This is a genomic window from Streptomyces sp. NPDC055506 (assembly GCF_053643595.1).
The window spans coordinates 18479-43457 of sequence record NZ_JBSHKH010000069.1 but is presented as its reverse complement, the minus strand read 5'-3'; the positions used below and the strand labels follow the sequence as shown (position 1 = coordinate 43457).

The following is a 24979-nucleotide window of genomic DNA, read 5'->3' as shown; positions in this document are numbered from 1 at the left end:
GGCGAGAGGCTCCCCGGCCCTCGCCGTTTCCGTGCGACCGCTTCTGACCAGGTCAGATCGAAACGTGTCCGTTCGTGGTCGGGTACGGGGCGGAGTTATCGGTCTGTCGTACGAGGCCTCATACCAGAGCAGGACGCTCACCGTATGAGTTTGTCAACTGCCCACCGCACATGATGCGCTGGCGACTACTGTCAGTGGCCGTCGGGAAACAGGGCGGATCAGGGAGCGGGGACCGGCACGTGCAGGCGCAAGGCGGACGAGGGAGTCGACGCGACGGGGATCCCCGCCGCCCGCGCACCACCGACGCCGGTACGTCCAGGCAGGCGGCCCGGAGGGCGCGGAAGCGGCCGCGCGAGCCCGATCGCCCGCCCGCGAGCCCCCCTGGCACCCAGCACCGACGGACCAGTACGAGGACACCGATGTCTCACCTCCGCGCCCCGGCCACACGCGCAGACCGCCGTGAGGGCGGGCGGCACGGAAGGCCTGCCGCCCGCACCGCACCCGCGCTGCCCGAGACCCACATACGGCCCCAGCTGCTGCGTCTCGCGGTGCTGCCGCCCGTCGCCGTCGCCCTCAGCGGCTGTGCCGCCGTCCTCTTCACCGTCCGGTCCACCGGAGCGCGGCCGGGCCTCACCCTGTGGGCCGTGCTCGCCGGGGCCGTCTCGGTCACCCTCGTCGGCATCGTCGTCGCCGCGGTGGCCGCCAACCGGGCCGCCCGGTCCGTGCACGACCGCATCGGCATCCTGCGCCGCGCCACCGCGCGGCGCGAGGCCGACCTGCGCGGCCTGGTCGAGACGCTGCGCCGCGGCGACGGCCCGCCACGGCTCGGTCCCGACGAGCAGCGCGGCGGTCCCGTCGAGGACGCCGACGACTTCGACCTGCTCTCGGCCGACCTCACCCGGGCGCACGACGGCGCCCTCACCGCCGTCGTCGAGGCCGCCCAGCTCTCCAGCCACGCGGGCAGCGAACAGAAGCTCGAGGTGTTCGTCAACCTCGCCCGGCGCCTGCAGTCACTGGTGCACCGCGAGATCTCCATCCTCGACGAGCTGGAGAACGAGATGGAGGACCCCGAGCTGCTCAAGGGGCTCTTCCACGTCGACCACCTCGCCACCCGCATCCGCCGGCACGCGGAGAACCTCGCCGTGCTCGGCGGGGCGGTCTCCCGCCGCCAGTGGAGCAACCCCGTCTCCATGACCGAGGTGCTGCGCTCGGCCATCGCCGAGGTCGAGCAGTACTCGCGGGTCAAACTCGTGCCGCCGATCGACGGCACCCTGCGCGGCCACGCCGTCGCCGACGTCATCCACCTGCTGGCCGAACTCGTCGAGAACGCCACGGTGTTCTCCGCCCCGCAGACCCAGGTGCTGCTGCGCGCGGGCCTCGTCACCTCCGGGCTCGCCGTGGAGGTCGAGGACCGCGGACTCGGCATGCCGGTCGAGGAGCAGAAGCGGATGAACGCTCTGCTCGCCGACCCGGACCAGGTGAACGTCGGCCGGCTCCTCGCGGACGGCCGCATCGGCCTGTTCGTGGTCTCACAGCTCGCCCGGCGGCACGGCATCAACGTCCGCCTCCAGACCAACATCTACGGCGGAGTGCAGGCGGTGCTCGTCGTGCCGCAGGCACTGCTGGGGCCGGAGCCTGGTGCGCCGACGGGCGCCGGGCAGCCGGAGGGCAGGCAGGCCGGGGCCGGAGCCGGAGGCGAGGCCGGGACCGGAGGCGGCGCCCGGACGGCGCCCGAGCTCGGAGCCCGAGCGGACTCCCGGAAGTCGTCCACGGCCGAGGCGTCGGTCCCCGTCGGCGTCGGCCCCGGCGCCACGCCCGATTCCGGATCCGCGCCCGCGGCAGGGCCCTCGACGATGTACGGGTTCTCGTCCGTGTCGGGTGCCGCTTCCGAGGCACGGCCGCCGGTTCCGCCCTCCGCACCCTCCGCGTCCCGAGTCCTCCAGCGCGACACCGAACCGGACTCGGGCGGAACCCCGAAGAACGGCCACCCCGCGCCCCTGCCCGTGCGCGGGACCCACCGGGAGCGCCCCACCCCGGCCGAGGCGCGTCCCGGGATCAGCCCGGACGACCGGCGCATCCTCGCCGGGAACGTGACCGAGCCACCCACCCCCCGCAACGGCTCCGTGCGCGGCACCATGGGCAAACCTCAACTGCCCCGCCGCCGCGCCCAGGAGCACATCGCACCCCAGTTGCGCGACGGTCCCACGCCGCGCCAGGACCCCGAGTACCTCGTCGGCCACGACCCCGGTCTGATGGCGGCCTTCCAGCGCGGCATCAGCCTCGCCGAGGCGCAACAGCACATGGAGTCCGGGGACCTGGGCCGGGGCGACAGGGAGCAGCCGACGCACATCCAGCCGGCACACCTTGAGCCGGTGCACACCGACCACAGCACCACCACCCGGCGGGACGGGAGCGCACCCGCCGGATGACCACCCCCGTTTCCACCCCCACGCCCAGCGCTCCCGCAGACCTTCGTACCCCAAGGAGTCGATCCACCATGGCGAGTGATGCGCCGACCGCGCAGGTATCCGATCTCGACTGGCTGATGAGCGGCCTCGTGCAGCGCGTACCGCACACGAACGCCGCCGTGCTCCTGTCCTGCGACGGACTCGTGAAGTCCGTCCATGGCCTCGACCCGGACAGCGCCGACCACATGGCCGCCCTGGCCTCCGGCCTGTACTCCCTCGGCCGCAGCGCCGGCGTCCGCTTCGGCGACGGCGGCGACGTACGGCAGGTCGTCGTCGAACTCGACTCGACCCTGCTGTTCGTCACCACCGCCGGCTCCGGGACCTGCCTGGCCGTGCTCGCCGGCCGCGAGGCCGACGCGGCCGTGCTCGGCTACGAGATGGCGATGCTCGTCAAGAGCGTCCGCCCCTACCTGGTCACCGCTCCCCGGCAGCAGTCCGTCGAATCCCCGGCGATGAGGCCTTGACCGTGACGGCGGCCGGTGACGGGCCCTGGCTCGACGACGCGGCCGGGCGGCTGGTGCGCCCGTTCACCGTCAGCAACGGCCGCACCCGTCCCACCGTCGCGCTCGACCTCATGTCGCAGCTGATGGCCACCGGGGCGACCCCCCTCGGCTACCTCGGGCCCGAGCACACCCAGGCGCTCGACCTGTGCCGCGCGCCCGTCGCGGTCGCCGAGGTCGCCGCCCATCTCAAACTGCCGGTGGCCGTCACCAAGGTGCTGCTGGCGGACCTCGTCGATTGCGGGGCGCTGACCACCAAGCCCCCCGCGTTCTACCACAACCCGACGGACCGGGCTCTTCTGGAGGCAGTGCTCGATGGACTACGACGACAGCTCTGACTACGCCGACGGACCGCGCGGCAGCGCCGATCCGTTCCCCACCGCGCTCAAGATCCTGGTCGCGGGCGGCTTCGGCGTGGGCAAGACGACCTTCGTCGGCGCGGTCAGCGAGATCGCGCCGCTCAGTACAGAGGAGCTTCTCACCACCGTCAGTGCCGCGACCGACAACCTCGACGGCATCGAGAACAAGGTCGAGACGACCGTGGCCATGGACTTCGGCCGCATCACCCTCGACCCCGCACATGTGCTGTACCTGTTCGGCACACCCGGCCAGGAGCGGTTCTGGTTCATGTGGGACGAGTTGTGCGAGGGCGCGCTCGGGGCGGTCATCCTCGCCGACACCCGTCGTCTGGAGGAGTGTTTCGCGGCGGTCGACTTCTTCGAACAGCGCGGCCTCGGCTTCATCGTCGCCGTCAACGAGTTCGACGGCTCTCACCGCTACGACCCCGAGGAGGTGCGCGCGGCCCTCGACCTGACGGCGGACGTCCCCGTCGTGTGCTGCGACGCCCGGATCTCCAGCTCCGGGGTCCGGACTCTGCTGACCCTGGTGCGCCACCTCATCGCCCACACCCCGGCCCCCACGACGGGGTACGGCGCCCATATGTGACCCCATAACACCTGCCACGGAGCCCATATATGACGCATGCCCACACTTCGCGAGTACGCCCATGAGCTACGACCCGCCGCGCCCGGCCGGTCGTCTGCTGCTCACCCCCGAGGACAAGGAGGCCCCCGCCCGCACCGACCGACTGCGCCGGCTGGGCCTCGGGGAGCGTCCCGAACCCGCCCTCGACGCCTTCGCGTACCGCCTCGCCGAGCTCACCGGGGCGCCGTACGCCATGGTCAACTTCCCCGACGAGCAGCGGCAGTTCTACGCGGGCCTGTACGTCCCGGCTGTCGCGCCGGTGGTGCGCGGTGACGGCACCAGCCCTCAGGTGGGCCGCGCCCTACCGCGCGACCATGGCTTCTGCCCCCATGTGGTGGCGCGACGCAAGGCCCTGGTCCTGGAGGACGTCCGCGACTATCCGCGGTTCGCGGGCAATCCGGTGGTCGACGAGTTCGGCATCCGCTCCTATCTGGGGGCGCCGCTCCTCGACGGCACGGGCCTGGTGCTGGGCACGGTCAGTGTCGCGGACGTCGAGCCGAGGCCCTGGGGGAAGCCGGGCCTGACGGCCATCAAGGAACACGCCGCGCAGCTCGTCCTGCGGCTGGAGGGCCTGGACGGCTCGCTGCCCTACTGAACGCCCGCGTTTCCCGGAGTCTCCCGAGGGCGTGAAGGAAAGCTGAGGCGGCGCTTAAGAAATCCTCGATGGACCGGTGCGGCCGCCGTACGGCAAATTGCAGTGCGATCCCACTCCTCTCCCGGCCCAGGGGCTGCTTCGGCATGCCCGGAGCCGGGACTCACCCACAGGAGCCCTAGCGGTGAAGGCGCTGGTCAAAGAGAAGGCGGAGCCCGGGCTGTGGCTCACGGACGTCCCGGAGCCCGCCGTCGGGCCCGGCGACGTACTGATCAAGGTGCTGCGCACCGGTATCTGCGGCACCGACCTGCACATCAGAGCGTGGGACGGCTGGGCGCGGCAGGCCATCAGCACCCCGCTCGTGCTCGGGCACGAGTTCGTCGGCGAGGTCGTCGGAACCGGGCGGGACGTCACCGACATCGGCATCGGCGACCAGGTGAGCGGCGAGGGCCATCTGGTGTGCGGCAAGTGCCGTAACTGCCTGGCGGGCCGCCGCCATCTGTGCCGGGCCACCGTGGGGCTGGGTGTGGGCCGGGACGGGGCGTTCGCCGAGTACGTGGCTCTGCCCGCCGCCAATGTCTGGGTGCACCGGGTGCCCGTCGACCTCGACGTGGCCGCGATCTTCGACCCGTTCGGCAACGCCGTGCACACCGCGCTGTCGTTCCCGCTCGTCGGTGAGGACGTGCTGATCACCGGCGCGGGTCCCATCGGTCTGATGGCCGCCGCCGTGGCCCGGCACGCCGGCGCCCGCAACGTCGTGATCACCGACGTCAGCCCGGAGCGGCTGGAACTGGCCCGCAAGGTCGGGGTGAGCCTCGCGCTCGACGTCTCCGGCGCCGGCATCGCCGACGGGCAGCGCGCGCTCGGTCTGCGCGAGGGCTTCGACATCGGCCTGGAGATGTCCGGCCGCCCCGAGGCCCTGCGCGACATGATCGCCAACATGACGCACGGCGGCCGGATCGCCATGCTCGGCCTGCCCGCCGAGGAGTTCCCCGTCGACTGGGCCCGGATCGTCACCTCGATGATCACCGTCAAGGGCATCTACGGCCGCGAGATGTTCGAGACCTGGTACGCGATGTCCGTGCTGCTCGAAGGCGGTCTCGACCTCGCGCCCGTGATCACCGGCCGGTACGGCTTCCGCGACTTCGAGGCGGCGTTCGCCGACGCGGCGAGCGGCCGCGGCGGCAAGGTCATCCTCGACTGGACCGCGTAACCCCCTGTCCCGCAAGCACCTTAGGAGCCCCCTCATGTTCGACTCCGTGCGCGACGACCTGCGCGCCACCCTCGACGAGATCCGCGCCGCCGGCCTGCACAAGCCCGAGCGCGTCATCGGCACCCCGCAGTCGGCCACCGTGAACGTCACCGCGGGCGGCCGCCCCGGCGAGGTCCTCAACTTCTGCGCCAACAACTACCTCGGCCTCGCCGACCACCCCGAGGTCGTCGCCGCCGCCCACGAGGCCCTGGACCGCTGGGGCTACGGCATGGCCTCCGTCCGCTTCATCTGCGGCACGCAGGAGGTGCACAAGGAACTCGAGTCGCGGCTGTCGGCGTTCCTCGGCCAGGAGGACACGATCCTGTACTCCTCCTGCTTCGACGCCAACGGCGGCGTGTTCGAGACGCTGCTCGGCCCGGAGGACGCGGTCATCTCCGACGCGCTCAACCACGCGTCGATCATCGACGGCATCCGGCTGTCCAAGGCCCGCCGCCTGCGCTACGCCAACCGTGATCTGGCCGAGCTGGAGGCCCGGCTGAAGGAGGCGTCCGACGCGCGCCGCCGGCTGATCGTCACCGACGGCGTCTTCTCCATGGACGGCTATGTGGCGCCGCTGCGCGAGATCTGCGAACTGGCCGACCGCTACGACGCGATGGTCATGGTCGACGACTCGCACGCCGTCGGCTTCGTGGGCCCCGGCGGGCGCGGCACGCCCGAGCTGCACGGCGTCATGGACCGCGTCGACATCATCACCGGCACCCTCGGCAAGGCACTCGGCGGCGCGTCCGGCGGCTATGTCGCGGCCCGCGCCGAGATCGTCGCCCTGCTGCGCCAGCGCTCCCGGCCGTACCTCTTCTCCAACACGCTCGCCCCGGTGATCGCGGCGGCGTCCCTGAAGGTCATCGACCTGCTGGAGTCCGCGGACGACCTGCGGGTCCGGCTCGCCGAGAACACGGCCCTCTTCCGCCGCCGTATGACCGAGGAGGGCTTCGAGATCCTCCCCGGCGACCACGCCATCGCGCCCGTGATGATCGGCGACGCGTCCAAGGCGGGCCGGCTCGCGGAGCTGCTGCTGGAGCGCGGTGTGTACGTGATCGGCTTCTCCTACCCGGTCGTGCCGCAGGGGCAGGCCCGGATCCGGGTGCAGCTGTCGGCGGCCCACTCGACGGAGGACGTCAACCGCGCGGTGGACGCGTTCGTGGCGGCGCGCGCCGAGCTGGATGCCGAGCAGGGCTGAGCGGCGCATTTGAGACAATCGATCGCATGATCGAAGCGCGGCGGCTCCACATCCTCCGTGCGGTGGCGGACCACCGTACGGTGACGGCGGCTGCCGCCGCGCTGTACCTCACCCCTTCGGCCGTGTCCCAGCAGCTTGCCGCGCTGGAACAGGAGACCGGGCACCGGCTCGTCGAGCGCGGCGCCAAGGGTGTACGGCTCACCCCCGCCGGCGAGATCCTGCTCAATCACACCAATGCGGTCCTCGCCCAGCTGGAGCGGGCCGAGGCCGAGCTGGCCGCGTACAGCTCGGGAGCGGCGGGCACCGTCGCCCTCGCCTCCTTCGCGACCGGAATCGCCCTGGTCGTGGCGCCCGCGGTGGCCCGGCTCGCCGAGTCCGCGCCCGGGATCCGTATCCGCGTCCAGGACGCCGAGGGCGACGCCAGTCTGCCCATGGTGCTGGACCGGCAGGTCGATGTCGCCGTCGCCGTCGAGTACCGCGGAGCCCCGCCCGCGGACGATCCGCGACTGGCCCACGTGCCGTTGTACGCCGAGCCCTTCGACGCGGTCGTGCCGGTCGCCCACCGGCTGTCCGGCGCGCCCGAGATCCCGCTCGCCGGACTGGCCAAGGACCCCTGGATCGGCCCGTACCCCGGCAACCCCTGCCACGACGTGGTGGTCCTGGCCTGCGAGAACGCCGGCTTCCAGCCCCGTATGGAGCACTCCTCGGACGACTTCCGGGCGGTCGTCGCCCTCGCCTCCGCCGACGCCGGCGTCGCCCTGGTGCCGCGCTCGGCGCTGCGCGGCATGGACCTCACGGGCGTGATCGTCCGCCCCGTCGACGGCACCGCCCCCACCCGGCGGGTGTTCGCCGCCGTACGCCGGGGAGCCGAGGAGCACCCGCTGATCCGCCCGGTGCTGGACGCGCTCGGCGCGGCGGCCCAGGCGCAGCCGCTGCCGGTGTGAGGACCCCGAAACCTGCTTGTCTCATATCCGGGATAGCGTCCCGGATATGAGAAACGACGGCGATGGCGCGGACCCCGTCGACACCCGGCTGGGTGTCCGCCTGGCCGAGCTGCGGGCCGAACACGGCTGGTCCCTGGGCGAGTTGGCCGACCGCAGCGGAGTCAGCCGGTCCACTCTGTCCCGGGCCGAGCGGGCGGAGATCAGCCCCACGGCCTCGCTGCTGAACCGTCTGTGTGCCGTCTACGGGCGGACCATGTCCCAGCTGCTCAGCGAGGTCGAGGCCGAGCCCGCGCCCGTGGTGCGGGCGACCGACCAGCCTCTGTGGCAGGACCAGGCCTCCGGTTTCGTACGGCGGTCCGTGTCCCCGCCGCACTCGGCCCTGCGCGGCGAACTCGTCGAGGCCCGCCTCTCGCCCGGCGCCGACATCGCCTACGACCGTCCGCCCGTCGCCGGACTGGAGCAGCACATCTGGGTCCTTGAAGGCGCCCTCGACGTGACCGTGCGGGACACCGGACACCACCTCGGCGCCGGCGACTGCCTCCGCATGCGCGTGTGGGGCCCGACCCGGTTCCGGTGCGCCGCTCCCGAGGGCGTGCGGTATCTGCTGGCGGTGGTGCGGCCATGATCGTCACCCGTCTCGGCGAAACCCAACTCCGCAAGGCGGTCCCGGAGTTGGCCGGCCTGCTGGCCGACACCGTCAACGCCGGCGCCTCGGTCGGCTTCCTCGCCCCGCTCGACCGCGCGGAGGCTCTCGTCTGGTGGGAGGAGCGGGCCGCCGACGTGGCCGCGGGCCGTCTCGCCGTATGGGCGGCGTACGACGGCGACCGGGTGCTGGGCACCGTGAGCCTGGCCTTCCCCGGCAAGGCCAACAGCCGGCACCGCGCCGAACTCGTCAAGCTCATGGTGGACCCGGAAGCCCGCGGGCGCGGCCTCGGCCGCAGGCTGCTCGCGACGGCGGAGGACGCCGCCGCGGCGGCCGGGGTCACCCTCCTGCACCTGGACACCGAGACCGGCAGCCCCGCCGAGGGGCTGTACCGGTCCGCCGGCTGGACCGCGATCGGCGCGATCCCCGACTACGCGGCGAGCCCCGACGGAGTGCTCCGGCCGACGACGATCTACTACAAGCACGTACCGGCAGACGCTCTCACCAGGTGATTGTCAGTGGGAGCGGCTACCGTGCCCACCATGCCGGATGCCGAAGACGTACGCCGTATCGCCCTCTCCTTCCCGGACACGACGGAGAAGATCGCCTGGAGCATGCCCACGTTCCGGGTCGCGGGAAAGATGTTCGCGACGCTGCCCGAGGACGAGACGTCCATCGCCGTGCGCTGCCCCAAGGTGGAGCGGGACGAACTGGTGCTCGCCGAGCCGAAGAAATTCTGGATCGCCGACCATGAGTCGTCGTTCGCCTGGGTGCGGGCCCGGCTGGACGCGCTGGAGGGCGAGGACGAACTGCGGGACATCCTCGCCGACTCGTGGCGCCAGGCCGCCCCGAACCGGCTCCTGGAGGCGCATCCCCGCCTGGGGCTCCCGGCGGCCGAGTGACGTCCCCCGGAGGCCGGCTCCCGGGAAACGGATGCGCGATCACCGGCGCGAGTGCGGTATTGTTTCCCTGCGCGTTCGGCCGGGGGAACCCCCAGGTCAGACGGGCAACGGGACGTGGCGCAGCTTGGTAGCGCACTTGACTGGGGGTCAAGGGGTCGCAGGTTCAAATCCTGTCGTCCCGACAGAATCGACCAGCGGGTCTGCCGGAAGGCAGGCCCGCTGATTGCGTTATGGGGTCAGCCGCCGCCGTCGAGGTCGTCCCGTCGGCGCAGTACCTCCAGCTCGTGACCGCGCAGCCCCATCTCGTACAGCTTGCCGCGGGCGTTCTCGAAGGGCCGGTGGAGGATCATCATCAGCCGGTCGTCGAAGGTGTGGAACAGCATGCCGTGGCCGCTGTCGTCGCGGACCAGGGGCCGGTGCTGCTGCCAGGGGCCTCGGACGTCCCCGGACCGGGACACGGCGTAGGTCTGGACGTAGCCGCCGCTGACGGTGCCGTCCCCGCCGGCCGTGTTCTTCTCGTAGGTCGACCACAGCATGAGCAGGGACCCGTCAGGGGTGCGGTACAGCTGGGGGCCGTCGGTGATGTAGGGCGGCAGCTGGTGCGGGACGCCGGCGGGGATCTGCTCGGCGGTCCAGGGCGCGTCCGAGGCCTTGAAGAGGTAGACCGGGTCGCCGGTCGTCCGGGACAGGTCCGGGGTCAGCCGGATCGCCTCCATCGTCCCGTCGATGGTCTGGAGCCACTCGTGCGCGTACACCATCCAGGGCTGCCCGGACGGGTCGACGTACAGCGTGCCGTCGAGGGTCATGAGGTGCTCGGGCGGCACGGGGCGCGAGGGGTCGAGCACGGTGAACGGGCCGAGCAGGGAGTCGGAGACCGCCGTGATCGTCCCGCGCATATGGGGCGGGGTCCGGAACGGGACGCCCCACTGATTGGGCGGCGGGACCGGGAGTGGTCTGTCCTCGTTGTGCAGCGTGGTGAACAGGTAGTACCTGCCGTCCCACGCGTGCACCTCCGGGGCCCAGGCGCCCTCCGTCGCCCAGATTCCCTCCTGCCCGGCGGTCCGGAACACCACGACGGGGTCCGTCCAGTCCAGCAGGTCCTGGCTGCGGTAGACCATCGTGCCGGTGCCGTCCACGCCCGACACGGACGGGACGTTGGACGTGTAGAGGTGATAGGTGCAGGACTCGCCGTCGGCGACGACGAACGGATCGTGCACCGGCATGTCGGGAAGCCGCATCAGCTCACCCCTTCGTCAGGGCCCGCCCCCGTCAGATGACACAGCCCGCATGGGCCAGCGCCTGCTTCAGCAGCACTCCGTGTCCGCCCGGCATCTCGCTCTGCACCGCCTCGGACACGGCCTCCTGCGGGCTGAACCACACCAGGTCCAGAGCGTCCTGCCGGGGCCGGCAGTCGCCCGTCACCGGCACGATGTAGGCCAGCGACACCGCGTGCTGGCGGGGGTCGTGGTACGCCGTGATGCCCTGGGTCGGGAAGTACTCCGCGACCGTGAAGGGCTGGAGCGACGCCGGGACGCGGGGGAGCGCGACCGGGCCGAGGTCCTTCTCCAGATGGCGCAGCAGGGCGTCGCGGACGCGCTCGTGGTGCAGTACGCGGCCGGAGACCAGCGTCCGGCTGACCGTTCCGTCGGGCCCGATGCGCAGCAGCACACCGACACTGGTGACTTCGCCGCTGTCGTCGACGCGTACCGGGACGGCCTCGACGTACAGGATCGGCATGCGGGCGCGTGTCATCTCCAGTTCGTCGGAGGACAGCCAGCCGGGCGTGGTATCGGTCATGTCAGACATTGCTTGATCATACTTTCAGCCGTTCGGACTTCCTGGATAGCCGCTCCAGGGGAACTGTGACCGGCCCCACGCCGTCCTAATCCCCTCCCGGCACGTCGTCCGGCAGCCGGTAGACCCGCAGGGCGTTGTCCCGCCCGGCCCAGCGCGCGATCCGCAGCGCGTCCGGCAGGGACAGCTCGTCGGCGTCCACCCGCTCCTGGAGCAGCCCCGAAAGCCCTTGCCGGAAGGCGAGCGCCCCGAGGTGGAAGAACTCGGCCACACCGTACGCGTCGGAGCTGTACAGCAGTTTGCGGAACGGTGTGATCTCCAGGGCCTCCGCGAGGACCGCACCGGCCCGGGCGGGGCCGACGTAGTGCAGGGTGAGACCGACGTCGAGGTACACCTGCTCGAAGACCGCCGCCAGGTAGGCGGCCTGCCGCTGGTAGGGCCAGCAGTGCAGCAGCAGGACGGGGATCGTCCCGGCGGTCAGATGCAGCCAGTCCGTGAGCCGGCTGGGGTCGGCCCGGTGCAGCCGGATGTCGTTGTCGCCGAACCCGGTGTGGAGCTGGAGCGGCAGGCCCAGGTCGACGGCCGTCCACAGCACGTGCCGTACGAGGACCGGGTCGGCCAGCCGGCCGCCGCGGGCCGCCCAGCGCCGGGCCGCCTCGGTGACGTCCGGGTCCGAGGGGCGGGCCGGGTGCAGGTCGAATCCGGTGCGGTAGGCCGCCACCGACTTCACGGCCACCACTCCGGGCCGTCCCACGGCGTCGAGCGCAGCCGCGCGGAAGGCGTCCGCGTACGCGTCCGGCTCGACCCCTGCGGCCCGCACCGACTCGGCGACGCTCTCCAGCCGTACGACCTCGTACGCGGCCGCGCCCGCGGCCTCGGCGAGTTGGGGCGGGGTGGTGAGGCGGTCGGGGTCGAGACCGGTGTCCACGCACAGGACGCCCGTGCCCGAAGCGCGGAGGAAACGCCGCTGCACCTCGTGCCGGCCCAGTTCGGAGCGCCGGGCGAGGTACTCCTCGGCGGGAGCGTGCCGGGGCAGGTCCAGCAGGGGAGCGCAGTGGCGGCGCACGGCCACGCCCACGGGGCTGTCGAAGGGCGAGACGCCCGGCCAGACGTCGCCCTCCGTGATGAGAGACTCGAAGGCCGCGCGGTCGAGGCCGGCGGTGACGGTGCCGTGGCAGTGGTGGTCGACCAGCCTCAGGGCGTCGAGCGTCTCGCGGACCGCGCTCACGTCAGTACTTCCAGCGGTACGCCGCCGCCACCTGGTCGTCGTCCAGACCGGCCACGGACGCCAGTTCGCCCCGCCGTACGGCGATCACCGCGTCGGCCAGGACCGGTCCCAGTGCCGCGCGCAGCACTTCGTCCGCGCGGAACTCCTCGACGGCCTCCTGCAGCGAGACGGGCAGCCGCCGCACGCCGCGGGCCGCCGCGTCCGCCTCCGCCAGCCGTGCCGGGTCCCCGGTGATCTCCCCGGGCAGGACGGCGGACGAGGAGAGGCCGTCCAGTCCGGCGGCGATCAGGGACCCGATCGCGAGGTAGGGGTTGGCGGCCAGGTCGACGGGTTTGATCTCCAGGTTGGCCGCCTGGTCGCGCAGGCCCGTGGTGCCGGTGATGACGCGCAGCGCGGTCTCCCGTGTCTCGCGGCCCCAGGCGGTGAACACCCCGGCCCACTGGGAGGGTTTGAGCCGCAGATAGCTCGCCGGGCTCGGAGCGGTCACGGCCGTGAGGCCGGGCAGACGGGCGAGGAGACCGGCCGTGAACGACTCCGCCTCGGCCGTCATGCCGTACCGGCCCTCGCCCCCGGAGTGCAGGCTGACGCCGTCACGCCAGGCGGAGAGGTGGACATGGCCGCCGTTTCCGACGCCCTGGCCCACGACGGCCGGGGCGAAGGAGACCCGGAGCCCGTGCCGTTGGGCCACCGCGCGGACGGTCTGCCGCACCAGCACGCTGCGGTCGGCCGCCGCCACCGGATCGACGGCACCCACCGAGATCTCGAACTGTCCGGCCGCGTACTCGGGATGGACCTGTTCGACGTCGATGCCCTGGGCCGCGCAGGCCGCCAGCAGATCGGCGGTGTAGTCGCCGAGCTCGACCTGCCGGGCGGCCCCGTAGGCCGGTCCCGTCGTCGCGGGCACGAAGGAGTCGCCGGGCGTGTCGCCCCGGGCCACGGTCCACTCGATCTCGATGGCAGCCCGGAAGGCGAGGCCGTGCCGCTCCGCCGCCTCGGTGACGATCCGGCGCAGGAACGTGCGTGTGCAGCCGGGATGTGGCTCCCCGTCCTGCGTGATCCGGTCGACCGGCGCCCACGCCCAGCCGGGCTGCCCGGCCAGCACCACCAGCTGGTCGAGGTCGGGGTAGAGGCGCAGGTCGCCGTCGGGGGAGCCGAGGACGTCCGTGGTGACGATGGAGTCGTTCGCCAGGAACGTGTCGAACACCGGGGACATGCCGACGCCCCAGGCCGCGGCGGAGGCCAGCCGGGCCGTCGGGACGGTCTTCACCCGGCCGATGCCGGCGGTGTCGACGTAGGCCAGCACCACGCCGTGCACGCTCCGGCCGGAGAGCTCGCCGCTCAGCGCGGTGGCCCGCTCGATGTCGCCGGGGCGGCCGCCGGGCACGGGATCGGCCAGGGTCGTCATACGCCTCTTCCTCTGGTCAGGGCTTCACGGCCACCGCGCCGAACTGCGGTACCAGCACGCCCGAGCCGGCCTCGGAATGCCACTGCCCGCACGACACCATGCCCGGTTCGAGCAGCTCGAGGCCCTCGAAGAACGCGGCGATGTCCGTGCCGCTGCGGGCGGTGATCGGGGGAGTGGCGTTCTCGTTCCAGAACTTCATGGCCGGGATCTGGCCCGCGCCGCCGAGCTCGTCGTCGAAGGTGGGGTGGGTGAGGACGAGGAAGCTGCCGGAGGGGACCGCTGCCATCACGCGGCGCACGATGTCCCGGGCCTTCTCGGTGTCCAGCACGAAGTTGAGGATGCCCAGCATCATGACGGCGACGGGCCGCGTGAAGTCGAGGGTGTGCCCGGCCCGTTCGACGATGGCGTCCGGGTCGTGCACATCGGCGTCGATGTAGGCGGTGACGCCGTCCGGGGTGCCCGTCAGCAGGGTGCGGGCGTGCACCAGCACGATCGGGTCGTTGTCGACGTAGACGATCCGCGAGTCGGGCGCGATCCGCTGGGCGATCTCGTGCGTGTTGTCCGCCGTCGGCAGCCCCGTGCCGATGTCGAGGAACTGCCGCACTCCGCGCTCGCCGGCCAGGTACGACACGGCCCGGCCCAGGAACTCCCGGTCCGCCCGGGCGATGTCCCGGATGATCGGGAACATGCCGGCGACGTGCTCGCCGACCCGCTGGTCGACCTCGTAGTTGTCCTTGCCGCCGATCCAGTAGTTCCACACACGCGCGTTGTGCGCCACACCGGTGTTCAGCCGCGCCGAGCCGCTCGGCGGGGTGTGGCTCTCACTCACGTCTCTTCCTCTCCTCGCACGAGCGGCCGGAGGACCGGCCATCGCCGCCATTGTGCCGTTGCGGTGATCACGCTGTCCCGGGAATCGGCAGAGGCGGGAAGTCGCGGAGGCGGTCGGCGTGCGGGAGAGAACGGCGGGCCCTACTCGACCTCGCTGGGTTCCGGCGAGGGCGTCTTGCCGGCCAGCGCGTCCTTCAGATTCTGGGTGCCGATCTTCACCGCCTGTTCGGCGGAGTCCTGCTCGTCCCCGTCGAGCCCGCCCGCCGTGACGGTGATGGCGTCGTTGCCGACGCGTACGGCCGCCACGGTCAGCGTCAGTGTGGCCTCCGCGCCCCCGGTCGTGCCCTGCACTGTCACGCGCAGGCCCTCACGGGCGTCGCCCACCTTCGGCAGCGAGGTCTCGATGACCTGGACGGTGCGCTGTTCGCCGTCCTCGGTGACGGTGAACTGGTCACACTTCTCCGGCAGGGTCGCCATCCAGTTCAGGGAGTCCTGCGGGTCGGTCCGGTCGTAGGAGGCGACCTGGTACAGCAGGCGTGAGTCGCCCTGCGCGAAGCCGCGCAGCGCGTTCGCTCCGGACGGCCTGCCCAGCAGATCGTCGTCGAACAGGGAGTTCATGAGGCGCTGGCAGTCGGCGGCGTCGGTCCTGGCGGTGAGGAAGTCGGAGACGTCGACCGTGCCGATGACCAGACTGTCGTTCCAGTTCTCGGCCTCCGTGTCCTTGACCTGGCTCCAGTTGTCCTCGATGTCCGCTTCGGTGATCAGCGCGGCCTGGGCGCCGTCCTCGGTGAGGGTGGCGGTGGGCGAGGGGGTCTGCTGCTTCCCGGCGACCTGTGTCGCCGAGATGCCCGACGCCCGCGAACCCTCTCCGTCGCCGTTGTCCGAGCAGGCGGCGGTGGTCAGCAGGGCGCCTGCCGCCAGGGCGGAGGAGACAACGCGGGCGAGCGGGGACGGACGACGGGCCATCGGGAGTGCCTCCTGAGAACGTGACGCGTGTCCTCAGCGCACCACCGGCACCGACGGCCCACCACCGGCACCGGACTGATCGGGTGAGCGCGCCCCGAAGCGCCGACGCCTCACGCCCCGGTCTGCGCGTGCCCGTTCTGCCAGGCCCAGGCCGCGATCTCGACGCGGTTCCGGGCGGCCAGTTTGAGCTGGACGCTGGACAGGTGCGTCTTGACCGTGGAGAGGGAGACGTACAGTTCGGCCGCGATCTCGGCGTTGGTGCGGCCGAGGGCGACCAGGCGGACCACGTCCAGTTCGCGTTCGGTCAGCGGCTCCCTGAGCGGGGCCGCGGGGGCCGGGGACACCGGGGGCGGGGCGCTGTCGGAGGCCGGCGCCGCGGTGATGTGCTTGAGCAGCCGGACCGTGACCGAGGGGGAGACCAGCGAGTCGCCCGCGGCGGCGGCACGGACGGCCTCCGCGAGCAGGGCCGGCCCGGAGTCCTTGAGCAGGAAGCCGCAGGCGCCGCCGCGCAGCGCGCCGTACACGTACTCGTCGAGATCGAAGGTCGTGACCACGACCACCCGCAGGGGATCGGCGACATCCGGTCCGGCCAGCAGCCGGGTCGCCTCCAGGCCGTCCAGCTTCGGCATCCGGATGTCCAGCAGGCACACGTCCGGCCGCTCACGGCGGGCCAGCGCCAAGGCCTCCTCGCCGTCCCGGGCCTCGGCGACCACCGTGATGTCCGGCTGGGCGTCGAGGAAGAAACGGAATCCGGTGCGGACCATGTCCTGGTCGTCCGCGATGAGCACCCGGATGGGAGCGCCGGAGCGACCGGCGGCGCCGGCCGGGCCCGGTGGGACGGGTGTCATCATGGGTCGATCATGCCTCAGGGTGGGGGCCGGGCAGGGGCGTCGGGTGGAAGAGGCCTCATTTTCCGGAAGGGGCTCCATCCTCGCCCGCGGTCCCGGGAGCCCGCCTCCGCCGAACGGCCGGGTCCGGGGGCCGGCCCTCGGCCGTTCGGCCGATCCCGCCGCGCGGGGGCCTCGCCTACCGTGATCCGCATGAGATCCACCTCCTCCCGGGGCTGCGCGCGGGGCTTCGGCGTCGGGTTCCTCGTGGCGGCCGCGGTCTACGACCTGTTGATCGCGGGCAGCTTCGGCCAGGGCCCATGGCTGCCGGCGGCCGTGCTCCTCGCCGGGTTCGCCGCGGTGCTGTGGCCCCTCGAGCGGCGGCCGCCGTGGCTCACCCCGCAGTTGCGCACCGCCGGGCCCGCCCTGCTCTCCGTGCTCTTCACCACGGGCGTGCTGCTGACGGACCGGGCGGAGGAGCCGTTCGGGCCGGGCGAGGTCGTGATCCTGCTGAGCCTGCTGTTCATCGCCGTACGCCACTGCCCGTGGCCGTGGGCGCTGCTGTGCGGTGTGCTCGACGGGGTGGCCCTGCTGCTGTTGCCGGTGCGGTACTTCCGGTCGTTGCAGGACGAGGTGCTGGCCTTCGCCGTGATCGGGCTGGTCCTGATCGGGCTCACCGCCGGACTCGCCGCGTATCTGCGCTCCCTGGACTACCGGCGCACCGTCGCGGTCAGCGAGACCCGACGCGGCGAACGCGTCGCGATCGCCGCCGATCTGCACGACTTCGTCGCCCACCACGTCACCGGGATCCTCGTGCAGACGCAGGTGGCCCGCATGATGGCCGACCGGCAGCCGCAGGAGGACCTGGACCCCGTCCTGGCCGGTATCGAGCGCGCCGCGACGGAGGCGCTGGCTTCCATGCGGCGCACGGTCGGCGTGCTGCGGGACACCGGTCCCGAGGCCGCCGACCGCCGCCCCGTCGGCGATCTGGCCGGCATCTCCGACCTGGTCGCGCGCTTCGCGAGCCCGGTCCAGAAGTCCGTCCTGCACCGCGACCCGGCCGTCTCCGACGACCTGCCGCACGAGGTGCAGGCGGCGGCCTTCCGGGTCGTCCAGGAGGCGCTGACCAACGTGCGGCGCCATGCGGCCGACGCCACGCGGGTCACCGTCCGGCTGGCCTGCCCCGGCGACCGGCTGGAGGTCACGGTGACGGACGACGGCCATGGCGGCACCCAGCTCCCGGAGGCCGCCCACGGCGGCGGCTTCGGCCTGGTCGGCCTGACGGAACGGGTGACCGCGCTGGGCGGCGAACTGCGCGCGGGGCCGCGCGGGGGCCCGGCCGGGGAAGTGGGTGCGGGCTGGCAGGTGCGGGCGGTGTTCCCGGCGGGGAAGCGGTGAGCGAGCCGCTCCGCACCTGGCTTCGGGGCTCCCGCGCGCTGTTCAATGAAGCTGTACACCCGCCGAGCGAAGCCGCACCGAGTGCGAGAGGAGCCGCCCGTGTCACCCGCCGTCGTGCCGCCCGTCGGCGCGCGTATCCGGCAGGCCCGCCAGGAGCGCGGCACGAGCCTGCGCGCTCTGGCCCGGGAGGTCGGCGTGTCCGCGAGCCTCGTGTCGCAGATCGAGACCGGCAAGAGCCAGCCGTCGGTCAGCACGCTGTACGCGATCACGACGGCCCTCGGGATCTCCGTGGAGTCCCTCTTCGACGCACGGGCCTCGTCGCCCGTGGTCGGTGCGAGCACGCCAGGTTCCCTCCCGAACGCCCTCGCGGCCTTCGCCGCCGACCCGGGCCGGCGTATCGGCCCGCTGGTCGGCGCGGGTGAGCGCGAGACGCTGGAGCTGGACTCGGGGGTCGTGTGGGAGCGCCTCGGACGGGTGCCGGGCGCGGACGTCGACTTCCTGCTGGTGACCTACCGGCCCGGCGGCTCCTCCGCGGGCTCCGGCGGGCTGATGCGGCACGGGGGCACCGAGTACGGCTATCTGACCTCCGGGGAGCTGATCCTCACCCTCGGTTTCGACGAGTACACGGTGCGCCCGGGCGACGCCGTCTGCTTCGAGTCGACGACTCCCCACCGTTACCGCAACGATGGAGAGGTACCCGCTGTGGGCGTCTGGTTCGTGTCCGGCGATGTTCAGTGACACTTGACACTCCTGTCACCCGGGCGTTCACTCCGAAGTGGGGGTGGTCGCCATGGCGATCCGCACATACGGCCCCAACGCCGTCGACTGGGAAGAGCGCATCGACCTGGACCGGCTGCGCGGGCAGCGGCTGGCCCGGCTGCACGAGTCCCTGAACCGGTCCGCGCTGGGCGCGGTGCTCAGCTTCGACTTCGCCAACATCCGCTATATGACGGCCACCCACATCGGCACCTGGGCGATGGACAAGCTGATCCGCTTCGCCCTGCTGGTGCGCGACGGCGAACCGGTCGTCTGGGACTTCGGCTCCGCCGCCCGCCACCACCAGCTGTACAACCCATGGCTGGACTACAGCGACGGCAAGGGCGGCCCGCCCACCGGCGCCCGCGCCGGCATCTCCACCCTGCGCGGCGCCTTCCACCCGGACGCCGGGATCGCCGAGGACGTCGCCGCCAAGATCGCCACCGAGCTGCGCGAGCACGGGCTGGCGAACGAACCGCTCGGCGTCGACGTCGCCGAGATGCCGATCCTGGCCGCCCTGCGGGCCGAGGGCATCGACGTCGTCGACGGACAGCAGGTCTTCCTGGAGGCCCGCCGGATCAAGACCGGTGACGAGATCGCCCTGCTCACCCAGGCCTGCGCCATGGTCGACGCCGCCTACGAGGAGCTGTACGGCTACCTGCGTCCGGGTGTCCGCGAGAACGAGTGCGTCGGGGTCGTCAGCAAGGTCCTCTACGACCTCGGCAGCGAGTACGTCGAAGGCGTCAACGCCATCTCGGGCGAGCGCTGTTCACCGCATCCGCACGTCTACAGCGACCGCCTGATCCGCCCCGGCGACCCGGCCTTCTTCGACATCCTGCACAGCCACCTCGGCTACCGCACCTGCTACTACCGCACCTTCGCCGTGGGCAGCGCCTCCCGAGCGCAGCGGGACGCCTATGTGCGCTGCCGGGAGTACATGGACCAGGCGATCGCGCTGGTCCGGCCCGGGGCCACCACCGCCGACATCGTCCGGGTCTGGCCGCGCGCCGAGGAGTTCGGCTTCGCCGACGAGACGGCCGCCTTCGCCCTGCAGTACGGGCACGGCGTCGGCCTGTCCATCTGGGAGAAGCCGATCTTCAGCCGTCTGGTCTCCCTCGACCACCCCGAAGTCCTCGAGGAGGGCATGGTGTTCGCCCTGGAGACCTACTGGCCGGCCGCCGACGGCTGGTCCGCCGCCCGGATCGAGGAGGAACTGGTCGTCACCGCCGACGGCTGCGAGGTCATCACCAAGTTCCCCGCCGAGGAGTTGCTGGTGGCCGGGCGCAAGTACTGGACGGTGGGCGGCCAGCTGAACACCCGCCGTGAGGCGCAGTCCCATCTCAACACCTCCCGTGGGGACGGGGCGGGCTGATGGAACCGGCCGGACTCCTCGCCGCCTACGAGCAGATGGCCGTCATCCGCCGTACGGAGAAGGCCGCCCACGACCTGTTCCTGCAAGGCCTGGTGAAGGGCACCACCCACCTCGCCGCCGGGCAGGAGGCGATCGCCGTGGGCGCGAGTGCCGCCCTGCGCCCCGACGACTATGTGTTCGCCACCTATAGAGGCCACCACCATGCCCTCGCCCGGGGCGCCACCCCCGAGGAGTGCCTGGCCGAGCTGATGAGCCGGGCCACCGGGCTGTGCCGGGCCAAGGGCGGCTCCATGCACCTGACCAAGGCGGCCACCGGCATGCTCGGCTCCTACGCCATCGTCGGTTCCCACCTCCCGATGGCGGTCGGCGCGGCCTGGTCGGCCCGGCTGCGGGGGACCGACCAGCTCGCGGTCGCCTTCTTCGGCGACGGCGCCACCAACATCGGCGCGTTCCACGAGTCGCTCAACCTGGCCGCCGTGTGGAAACTGCCCGTGCTGTTCGTGTGCGAGAACAACCTGTACATGGAGTACACGCCCATCGCCGACGTCACGGCGGTGCCCCGGCCCGCCGCCGACCGGGCGCCCGCGTACGGCATCCCGGGCGAGGTCGTCGACGGCAACGACGTGGTGGCCGTGGCGGAGGCGGTGGAGCGGCTCGCCGGGCGGGCCCGGGCCGGAGACGGGCCCGCCGTGCTGGAGGCGGAGACCTACCGGCACTTCGGGCACAGCCGCTCCGACCCGGCGACCTACCGCCCGGCCGAGGAGGTCGAACGGTGGCTGAAGCACGACCCGTTGGACCTCGCCCGGGGACGGCTCGCCGAGCTGGGCATCGGGGCGGCGGCGGTCGACGAGGCCGACGAGCGGGCCCGGACCGTCGTGGAGCGGGCCGTCGAGGCGGCGAAGGCCGCGCCGCCGCCCGACCCGCGGGAGGCACTGACCGATGTGTGGGCCGACGGGGGTGCCGCATGGCGGACGTGATCACCTACCGGGACGCCGTCGCCGAGGGCATCGCGCGCGAGATGCGCCGGGACGCGTCGGTGGTGTGCCTCGGGGAGGACATCGGCGCGGCCGGCGGGGTGTTCAAGACGACCGTCGGGCTGCACAAGGAGTTCGGGCCCGAGCGGGTGTGGGACACGCCCATATCCGAACAGGCCATCGTGGGCGCGGCGATGGGCGCCGCCATGACGGGGATGCGGCCCGTCGCGGAGATCATGTTCTCCGACTTCCTGGCCTGCTGCTGGGACTACCTCGCCAACGAGATCCCCAAGGTCCGTTACATGACCGGCGGCCAGGTGACCGTGCCGCTCGTCGTGCGCACCGCCAACGGCGGCGGACTCGGCTTCGGCGCCCAGCACTCCCAGGCCACCGAGAACTGGGCGCTCACCGTCCCCGGCCTGAAGATCGCGGCACCGGCGACGCCCGCCGACGTCATCGGCATGCTGGCGGCGGCGATCCGCAGCGACGACCCCGTGGTCTTCTTCGAGCACAAGGCTCTCCTGGCCACCAAGGGCGCCCCGCCACCGCCCGGTCACCTCGTCGAGCTGGGGCGGGCCGCCGTCGTGCGCGAGGGCGCGGACGTCACGCTCGTCGCGCTGGCCTCGATGGTGCCGCCGGCCCTGCGGGCCGCCGACGTGCTGGCGGGGGAGGGGATCGAGGCGGAGGTGATCGACCTGCGCTCGCTGGTCCCGCTGGACACCGCGACCGTCCTCGGCTCACTCGGCAGAACCTCGCGGCTCGTCACCGTGGAGGAGAACCCGTACCAGGGCGGCTGGGGCGCCACCGTCGTCTCGGTCGTCGCCGACGAGGGCTTCGGCCTGCTGGACGCGCCCGTGCGGCGGGTGACGGGGGAGTGCGTCCCGCTGCCGTTCGCCGACGCGCTGGAGGAGCAGGTCATCCCCACCGTCGACAAGGTCGTCACGGCGGTCCGAAGACTCGCCGCCTACTGAGCTGCCCGCCGGCCCGTACCGAACAGCCCATGGGAGGAAGCGCGATGACCACAAGGACACTGCTGCGCTCCGGTCACGTGATCTCGATGGACCCCGACATCGGGGACCTGCCCCAGGGGGACGTCCTCGTCGAGGACGGCAGGATCACGGCCGTGCGGCCCGAGATCAGCGCCGACGCCGAGGTCCTCGACATGACCGGCCGCATCGTCGTCCCCGGTTTCGTCGACACCCACCGCCACACCTGGGAGGCCCCGATCCGGGGCGTCGCACCCGACGCCACCCTCGACGACTACTTCGTCGACGTCCTCGACAGCTTCGCCCCCCTCTACACCCCGGAGGACGTCTACGCCGGCAACCTCGCGGGCACGCTCGAATGCCTCAACGCCGGCATCACCACGCTCGTCGACTGGTCGCACATCAACAACACCCCCGAGCACCCGGACGCCGCGATCCAGGGCCTGAAGGAATCCGGCATCCGGGCGCAGTACGCGTACGGCAGCGCCAACACCTCCCTCGCCGAGTACTGGTTCGAGAGCAAGATCGCCATCCCGGCGGACGACGTGCGCAGGATCCGGTCGACGCACTTCGCCTCCGACGACGGCCTGCTGACCATGGGCCTCGCCACCCGCGGACCCGGCTTCTGCGTCAACGAGGTCGTCGCCGCCGAGTGGGCCCTGGCGCGCGAGCTGGGCATCCCGATCACCGTGCACGTGGCCATGGGGCGTCTCGCCGGCCGCTTCGGCATGGTCAAGCAGCTCCACGGCATGGGGCTCCTCGGCCCGGACACCACCTACGTCCACTGCTGCTACTTCAGCGAGGAGGAGTGGCGGATGGTCGCCGACAGCGGCGGCACGGTGTCGGTCGCCCCGCAGGTGGAGCTCCAGATGGGGCACGGCTGGCCGCCCGTGATGCAGGCGATCGAGCACGGGCTGCGGCCCTCGCTCAGCATCGACGTCGTCACCACCGTGCCCGGCGACATGTTCACCCAGATCCGCGCCGCCTTCGGCGCCGAACGCGCCCGCGTCAACGCCGACTGCTGGCAGGCCAACATGCCGGTGCCCAGCACCATGCTGACAGCACGTCAGATGCTGGAGATCGCCACCCTCAACGGCGCCCACGTGGCCGGGCTCGAGGACCGTACCGGCTCTCTGACGCCCGGCAAGCGCGCCGACATCGTCGCGATCGACGCCACCGCGCCGAACGTCTCCCCGGTGCACGACGCGGCGGCCGCGGTGACCCTCTGCGCGGACGTGTCCAACGTGGACACCGTCCTGGTCGACGGTGTGATCCACAAGCGCGACGGGAGGCTGCTCGCCGACACCGGGCGGGCCCGCCGGCTCGTCGAGGAGTCCCGCGACCGGCTCCTCGCGGCGAAGGAGGCGAAGGGGGAGAGGGCCACGGCATGACGAACCACCTGGTGCGCCGCGCCGCCGACCGGCCCGATCCGCCGTACGACGGGCACGGCCACCGGCGGCGGACGCTGGTCGGCGAGGACGACGGCAGTGTGCACACCGGCTTCGGCCTCTGCGAACTGCGGCCGGACGGCCGTGTGCCCGCCCATGTGCACTCGTACGAGGAGACCTTCCACATCCTCGACGGGGCCGTGATCCTGGACGTGCCCGAGGGGGCGTACCTCCTGCGGCAGGGCGACTACGGCCTCCTGCCGACCGGCGTCCCGCACGCCTGGCGCGGGGCAGGGGACACCGGCGGGCGCTGGGCGGACATGCTGGCCCCCGTGCCGCGGGCGCGCTACGGGCACGACACCCAGGCGGTGCCGGAGCTGCCCGCTCGCGACCCGGTCCCCATCGACGTCCGCGACCCGCGCACCAGGACCTTCGGGCACTTCGAGCCCGACCAGATGGATCCCGCCAAACAGTCCCAGGACCTGCTGGCCGTGACGGCGAGCATGCGGACCGCGCTGCTGGTCTACAGCGGGATCACCGTGAAGATGATGATCGACGGCGACCTTGGCGCGGTCGCCTCGACGATGTTCATGGTGCGGTACGCGTCCGACGGCGTCATCGGCACGCACGACCACCCCTTCGAGGAGACGTATCTGATCCTCGAAGGCGTGGCGGAGGCCACCCTCGACGGCGAGCGGTACCGGCTGGAACCCGGGGACCTCGCGTGGGCGGGCGCCGGATGCGTGCATGGGTTCGTCAACGCCGGGCAGGGGCCCCTGAGGTGGCTGGAGACCCAGGCGCCGCAGCCGCCGTCGCGACACTCCTACCGGTTCACGCGGGACTGGGACTACCTGCGCCAGGCGCTTGAGGAGGAGTCATGAGCAGTGTCCTTGTCGTCGGAGGCACGTCGGGGATCGGCCTCGAGTTCGCCAGAACCCGGGCCGAATGCGGGGACGACGTGGTCCTGACCGGCCGCGACGCCCACCGGGCCGACACGCTCGCCAAGGAGTTCGGTGCCCGGGGCCTCGCCCTCGACCTGGCCCGACCGCTGGAGGTCGCGGCGTCGCTCGCCGAGGTGGGGCGCGTCGACCATCTGGTGATCGCGGGTGTCTCCCGGGACGACAACAAGGTGACCGAGTACGACATCGACGCCGCCCTGCGGCTGGTCACCCTGAAGCTCGTCGGCTACACCGAGGTCGTGCACACGCTGCGCACCCGGCTGCACGACGACAGCGCCATCGTGCTGTTCGGCGGACAGGCCAAGGAACGCCCCTATCCGGGCGCGACGACGGTGGCGACCGTCAACGCGGGTGTGCGCGGCCTGATGAACTCCCTCGCCGTCGAACTCGCCCCGGTCCGGGTCAACTCCGTGCATCCGGGTGTCGTCGGCGACAGCCCGTACTGGCAGTCCAAGCCGGAGAAGGTGCTCACCACTCTGCGCACCGAGACACCGACGGGTCGCCTCGCCACCATGGCGGACGTGGTGGACGCGGTCGACTTCCTGCTGCGCAACCGCTCGGTCAACGCTGTCGAACTGAGCGTGGACGGGGGCTGGCTGCTGGGGTGAGTTTCCG

The 24979-nt window shown here is 72.3% G+C and carries 26 protein-coding genes and 1 tRNA gene; 20 read left to right on the top strand and 7 right to left on the bottom strand.

Annotated features, from left to right (window positions below; all coding sequences use genetic code 11):
* The first annotated feature begins 419 nt into the window (after window positions 1-419).
* The 12 genes from ACWIF2_RS24730 to ACWIF2_RS24675 all read left to right on the top strand — a co-directional run bounded on the left by ACWIF2_RS24730 (window position 420) and on the right by ACWIF2_RS24675 (window position 9665).
* Window positions 420-2429 carry a sensor histidine kinase gene (locus ACWIF2_RS24730; protein ID WP_454362826.1) on the top strand — a complete coding sequence of 670 codons (2010 nt, stop codon included), beginning with the start codon at window positions 420-422 and terminating at the stop codon, window positions 2427-2429.
* Between the two features lie 68 nt (window positions 2430-2497).
* Window positions 2498-2932: a roadblock/LC7 domain-containing protein gene (locus ACWIF2_RS24725; protein WP_382591125.1), complete on the top strand. Its 435-nt coding sequence runs from the start codon at window positions 2498-2500 to the stop codon at window positions 2930-2932.
* Between the two features lie 2 nt (window positions 2933-2934).
* Window positions 2935-3306 (top strand): DUF742 domain-containing protein, encoded by a 372-nt coding sequence (locus ACWIF2_RS24720; RefSeq protein WP_382486274.1) that lies wholly within the window; start codon window positions 2935-2937, stop codon window positions 3304-3306.
* Complete coding sequence (locus ACWIF2_RS24715) at window positions 3284-3913, top strand: GTP-binding protein (protein ID WP_382486272.1); 630 nt, start codon at window positions 3284-3286, stop codon at window positions 3911-3913. The genes ACWIF2_RS24720 and ACWIF2_RS24715 overlap by 23 nt, the downstream gene beginning before the upstream one ends.
* Window positions 3914-3974: 61 nt before the next feature.
* On the top strand, window positions 3975-4547 hold the full coding sequence (locus ACWIF2_RS24710; protein WP_454362825.1) for a GAF domain-containing protein: 573 nt from the start codon (window positions 3975-3977) through the stop codon (window positions 4545-4547).
* A gap of 181 nt (window positions 4548-4728) precedes the next feature.
* A complete protein-coding gene (gene tdh / locus ACWIF2_RS24705) occupies window positions 4729-5757 on the top strand; it encodes an L-threonine 3-dehydrogenase (RefSeq protein WP_454362824.1) in 1029 nt (342 codons plus the stop codon).
* Window positions 5758-5791: 34 nt separating this feature from the next.
* Window positions 5792-6994 (top strand): glycine C-acetyltransferase, encoded by a 1203-nt coding sequence (locus tag ACWIF2_RS24700; protein WP_454362822.1) that lies wholly within the window; start codon window positions 5792-5794, stop codon window positions 6992-6994.
* Window positions 6995-7020: 26 nt separating this feature from the next.
* The gene (locus ACWIF2_RS24695; RefSeq protein WP_454362820.1) at window positions 7021-7938 is read left to right on the top strand and encodes a LysR family transcriptional regulator; all 918 of its coding nucleotides are present in this window, start codon (window positions 7021-7023) and stop codon (window positions 7936-7938) included.
* A gap of 46 nt (window positions 7939-7984) precedes the next feature.
* On the top strand, window positions 7985-8563 hold the full coding sequence (locus ACWIF2_RS24690) for a helix-turn-helix domain-containing protein (protein ID WP_454362818.1): 579 nt from the start codon (window positions 7985-7987) through the stop codon (window positions 8561-8563).
* The gene (locus ACWIF2_RS24685; RefSeq protein ID WP_454362816.1) at window positions 8560-9093 is read left to right on the top strand and encodes a GNAT family N-acetyltransferase; all 534 of its coding nucleotides are present in this window, start codon (window positions 8560-8562) and stop codon (window positions 9091-9093) included. Before ACWIF2_RS24690 ends, ACWIF2_RS24685 begins: the two co-directional genes overlap by 4 nt.
* Before the next feature lie 30 nt (window positions 9094-9123).
* A complete protein-coding gene (locus tag ACWIF2_RS24680) occupies window positions 9124-9483 on the top strand; it encodes an MmcQ/YjbR family DNA-binding protein (protein WP_454362814.1) in 360 nt (119 codons plus the stop codon).
* Between the two features lie 108 nt (window positions 9484-9591).
* Window positions 9592-9665: transfer RNA gene (locus ACWIF2_RS24675), tRNA-Pro, on the top strand.
* Between the two features lie 54 nt (window positions 9666-9719).
* Here ACWIF2_RS24675 and ACWIF2_RS24670 read toward each other — a convergent pair.
* From ACWIF2_RS24670 to ACWIF2_RS24640, 7 genes are all read right to left on the bottom strand, one after another.
* Window positions 9720-10721, bottom strand: a complete 1002-nt coding sequence (locus ACWIF2_RS24670; protein ID WP_454362812.1) for a glycoside hydrolase family 43 protein — start codon at window positions 10719-10721, stop codon at window positions 9720-9722.
* A 31-nt stretch (window positions 10722-10752) separates the two neighbouring features.
* The gene (locus tag ACWIF2_RS24665; RefSeq protein ID WP_215117242.1) at window positions 10753-11289 is read right to left on the bottom strand and encodes an NUDIX hydrolase family protein; all 537 of its coding nucleotides are present in this window, start codon (window positions 11287-11289) and stop codon (window positions 10753-10755) included.
* Between the two features lie 76 nt (window positions 11290-11365).
* Window positions 11366-12505, bottom strand: a complete 1140-nt coding sequence (locus ACWIF2_RS24660; RefSeq protein WP_454362810.1) for an amidohydrolase family protein — start codon at window positions 12503-12505, stop codon at window positions 11366-11368.
* A gap of 1 nt (window position 12506) precedes the next feature.
* The gene (locus ACWIF2_RS24655) at window positions 12507-13910 is read right to left on the bottom strand and encodes a glutamine synthetase (RefSeq protein ID WP_454362808.1); all 1404 of its coding nucleotides are present in this window, start codon (window positions 13908-13910) and stop codon (window positions 12507-12509) included.
* Between the two features lie 16 nt (window positions 13911-13926).
* A complete protein-coding gene (locus ACWIF2_RS24650; RefSeq protein ID WP_454362806.1) occupies window positions 13927-14739 on the bottom strand; it encodes an SAM-dependent methyltransferase in 813 nt (270 codons plus the stop codon).
* A 140-nt stretch (window positions 14740-14879) separates the two neighbouring features.
* Window positions 14880-15704 (bottom strand): hypothetical protein, encoded by an 825-nt coding sequence (locus ACWIF2_RS24645; RefSeq protein WP_454362804.1) that lies wholly within the window; start codon window positions 15702-15704, stop codon window positions 14880-14882.
* Window positions 15705-15814: 110 nt separating this feature from the next.
* Window positions 15815-16552, bottom strand: coding sequence for a response regulator (locus ACWIF2_RS24640; protein ID WP_454362828.1), 738 nt, complete (start codon window positions 16550-16552; stop codon window positions 15815-15817).
* 192 nt (window positions 16553-16744) lie between these two features.
* Here ACWIF2_RS24640 and ACWIF2_RS24635 point away from each other — a divergent pair, with 192 nt between their 5' ends.
* The 8 genes from ACWIF2_RS24635 to ACWIF2_RS24600 all read left to right on the top strand — a co-directional run bounded on the left by ACWIF2_RS24635 (window position 16745) and on the right by ACWIF2_RS24600 (window position 24972).
* Complete coding sequence (locus ACWIF2_RS24635; protein WP_454362802.1) at window positions 16745-17929, top strand: sensor histidine kinase; 1185 nt, start codon at window positions 16745-16747, stop codon at window positions 17927-17929.
* Window positions 17930-18028: 99 nt separating this feature from the next.
* A complete protein-coding gene (locus ACWIF2_RS24630) occupies window positions 18029-18667 on the top strand; it encodes a helix-turn-helix domain-containing protein (protein WP_454362800.1) in 639 nt (212 codons plus the stop codon).
* A 52-nt stretch (window positions 18668-18719) separates the two neighbouring features.
* A complete protein-coding gene (locus ACWIF2_RS24625) occupies window positions 18720-20057 on the top strand; it encodes a M24 family metallopeptidase (RefSeq protein ID WP_454362798.1) in 1338 nt (445 codons plus the stop codon).
* On the top strand, window positions 20057-21034 hold the full coding sequence (locus ACWIF2_RS24620) for a thiamine pyrophosphate-dependent dehydrogenase E1 component subunit alpha (RefSeq protein WP_454362796.1): 978 nt from the start codon (window positions 20057-20059) through the stop codon (window positions 21032-21034). Before ACWIF2_RS24625 ends, ACWIF2_RS24620 begins: the two co-directional genes overlap by 1 nt.
* Window positions 21022-22002, top strand: coding sequence for an alpha-ketoacid dehydrogenase subunit beta (locus tag ACWIF2_RS24615; RefSeq protein WP_454362794.1), 981 nt, complete (start codon window positions 21022-21024; stop codon window positions 22000-22002). The genes ACWIF2_RS24620 and ACWIF2_RS24615 overlap by 13 nt, the downstream gene beginning before the upstream one ends.
* Window positions 22003-22046: 44 nt before the next feature.
* Window positions 22047-23408 (top strand): amidohydrolase family protein, encoded by a 1362-nt coding sequence (locus ACWIF2_RS24610; protein WP_454362792.1) that lies wholly within the window; start codon window positions 22047-22049, stop codon window positions 23406-23408.
* The gene (locus ACWIF2_RS24605; protein ID WP_454362790.1) at window positions 23405-24286 is read left to right on the top strand and encodes a cupin domain-containing protein; all 882 of its coding nucleotides are present in this window, start codon (window positions 23405-23407) and stop codon (window positions 24284-24286) included. The genes ACWIF2_RS24610 and ACWIF2_RS24605 overlap by 4 nt, the downstream gene beginning before the upstream one ends.
* Window positions 24283-24972 carry an SDR family oxidoreductase gene (locus ACWIF2_RS24600; RefSeq protein WP_382486229.1) on the top strand — a complete coding sequence of 230 codons (690 nt, stop codon included), beginning with the start codon at window positions 24283-24285 and terminating at the stop codon, window positions 24970-24972. The genes ACWIF2_RS24605 and ACWIF2_RS24600 overlap by 4 nt, the downstream gene beginning before the upstream one ends.
* The last annotated feature ends 7 nt before the right edge of the window (window positions 24973-24979 follow it).

Excerpts from the sequence above, each read along its gene's own strand:
- ACWIF2_RS24670 (WP_454362812.1), bottom strand. The coding sequence starts at position 10,721 with ATGCGGCTTCCCGACATGCCGGTGCACGATCCGTTCGTCGTCGCCGAC.
- ACWIF2_RS24600 (WP_382486229.1), top strand. The coding sequence starts at position 24,283 with ATGAGCAGTGTCCTTGTCGTCGGAGGCACGTCGGGGATCGGCCTCGAG.
- ACWIF2_RS24700 (WP_454362822.1), top strand. The coding sequence starts at position 5,792 with ATGTTCGACTCCGTGCGCGACGACCTGCGCGCCACCCTCGACGAGATC.
- ACWIF2_RS24730 (WP_454362826.1), top strand. The coding sequence starts at position 420 with ATGTCTCACCTCCGCGCCCCGGCCACACGCGCAGACCGCCGTGAGGGC.
- ACWIF2_RS24640 (WP_454362828.1), bottom strand. The coding sequence starts at position 16,552 with ATGACACCCGTCCCACCGGGCCCGGCCGGCGCCGCCGGTCGCTCCGGC.
- ACWIF2_RS24620 (WP_454362796.1), top strand. The coding sequence starts at position 20,057 with ATGGAACCGGCCGGACTCCTCGCCGCCTACGAGCAGATGGCCGTCATC.
- ACWIF2_RS24710 (WP_454362825.1), top strand. The coding sequence starts at position 3,975 with ATGAGCTACGACCCGCCGCGCCCGGCCGGTCGTCTGCTGCTCACCCCC.
- ACWIF2_RS24665 (WP_215117242.1), bottom strand. The coding sequence starts at position 11,289 with ATGTCTGACATGACCGATACCACGCCCGGCTGGCTGTCCTCCGACGAA.
- ACWIF2_RS24625 (WP_454362798.1), top strand. The coding sequence starts at position 18,720 with ATGGCGATCCGCACATACGGCCCCAACGCCGTCGACTGGGAAGAGCGC.
- ACWIF2_RS24690 (WP_454362818.1), top strand. The coding sequence starts at position 7,985 with ATGAGAAACGACGGCGATGGCGCGGACCCCGTCGACACCCGGCTGGGT.
- ACWIF2_RS24605 (WP_454362790.1), top strand. The coding sequence starts at position 23,405 with ATGACGAACCACCTGGTGCGCCGCGCCGCCGACCGGCCCGATCCGCCG.
- ACWIF2_RS24685 (WP_454362816.1), top strand. The coding sequence starts at position 8,560 with ATGATCGTCACCCGTCTCGGCGAAACCCAACTCCGCAAGGCGGTCCCG.
- ACWIF2_RS24610 (WP_454362792.1), top strand. The coding sequence starts at position 22,047 with ATGACCACAAGGACACTGCTGCGCTCCGGTCACGTGATCTCGATGGAC.
- ACWIF2_RS24645 (WP_454362804.1), bottom strand. The coding sequence starts at position 15,704 with ATGGCCCGTCGTCCGTCCCCGCTCGCCCGCGTTGTCTCCTCCGCCCTG.
- ACWIF2_RS24695 (WP_454362820.1), top strand. The coding sequence starts at position 7,021 with ATGATCGAAGCGCGGCGGCTCCACATCCTCCGTGCGGTGGCGGACCAC.
- ACWIF2_RS24715 (WP_382486272.1), top strand. The coding sequence starts at position 3,284 with ATGGACTACGACGACAGCTCTGACTACGCCGACGGACCGCGCGGCAGC.
- ACWIF2_RS24615 (WP_454362794.1), top strand. The coding sequence starts at position 21,022 with ATGGCGGACGTGATCACCTACCGGGACGCCGTCGCCGAGGGCATCGCG.
- ACWIF2_RS24725 (WP_382591125.1), top strand. The coding sequence starts at position 2,498 with ATGGCGAGTGATGCGCCGACCGCGCAGGTATCCGATCTCGACTGGCTG.
- ACWIF2_RS24655 (WP_454362808.1), bottom strand. The coding sequence starts at position 13,910 with ATGACGACCCTGGCCGATCCCGTGCCCGGCGGCCGCCCCGGCGACATC.
- ACWIF2_RS24680 (WP_454362814.1), top strand. The coding sequence starts at position 9,124 with ATGCCGGATGCCGAAGACGTACGCCGTATCGCCCTCTCCTTCCCGGAC.
- ACWIF2_RS24635 (WP_454362802.1), top strand. The coding sequence starts at position 16,745 with ATGAGATCCACCTCCTCCCGGGGCTGCGCGCGGGGCTTCGGCGTCGGG.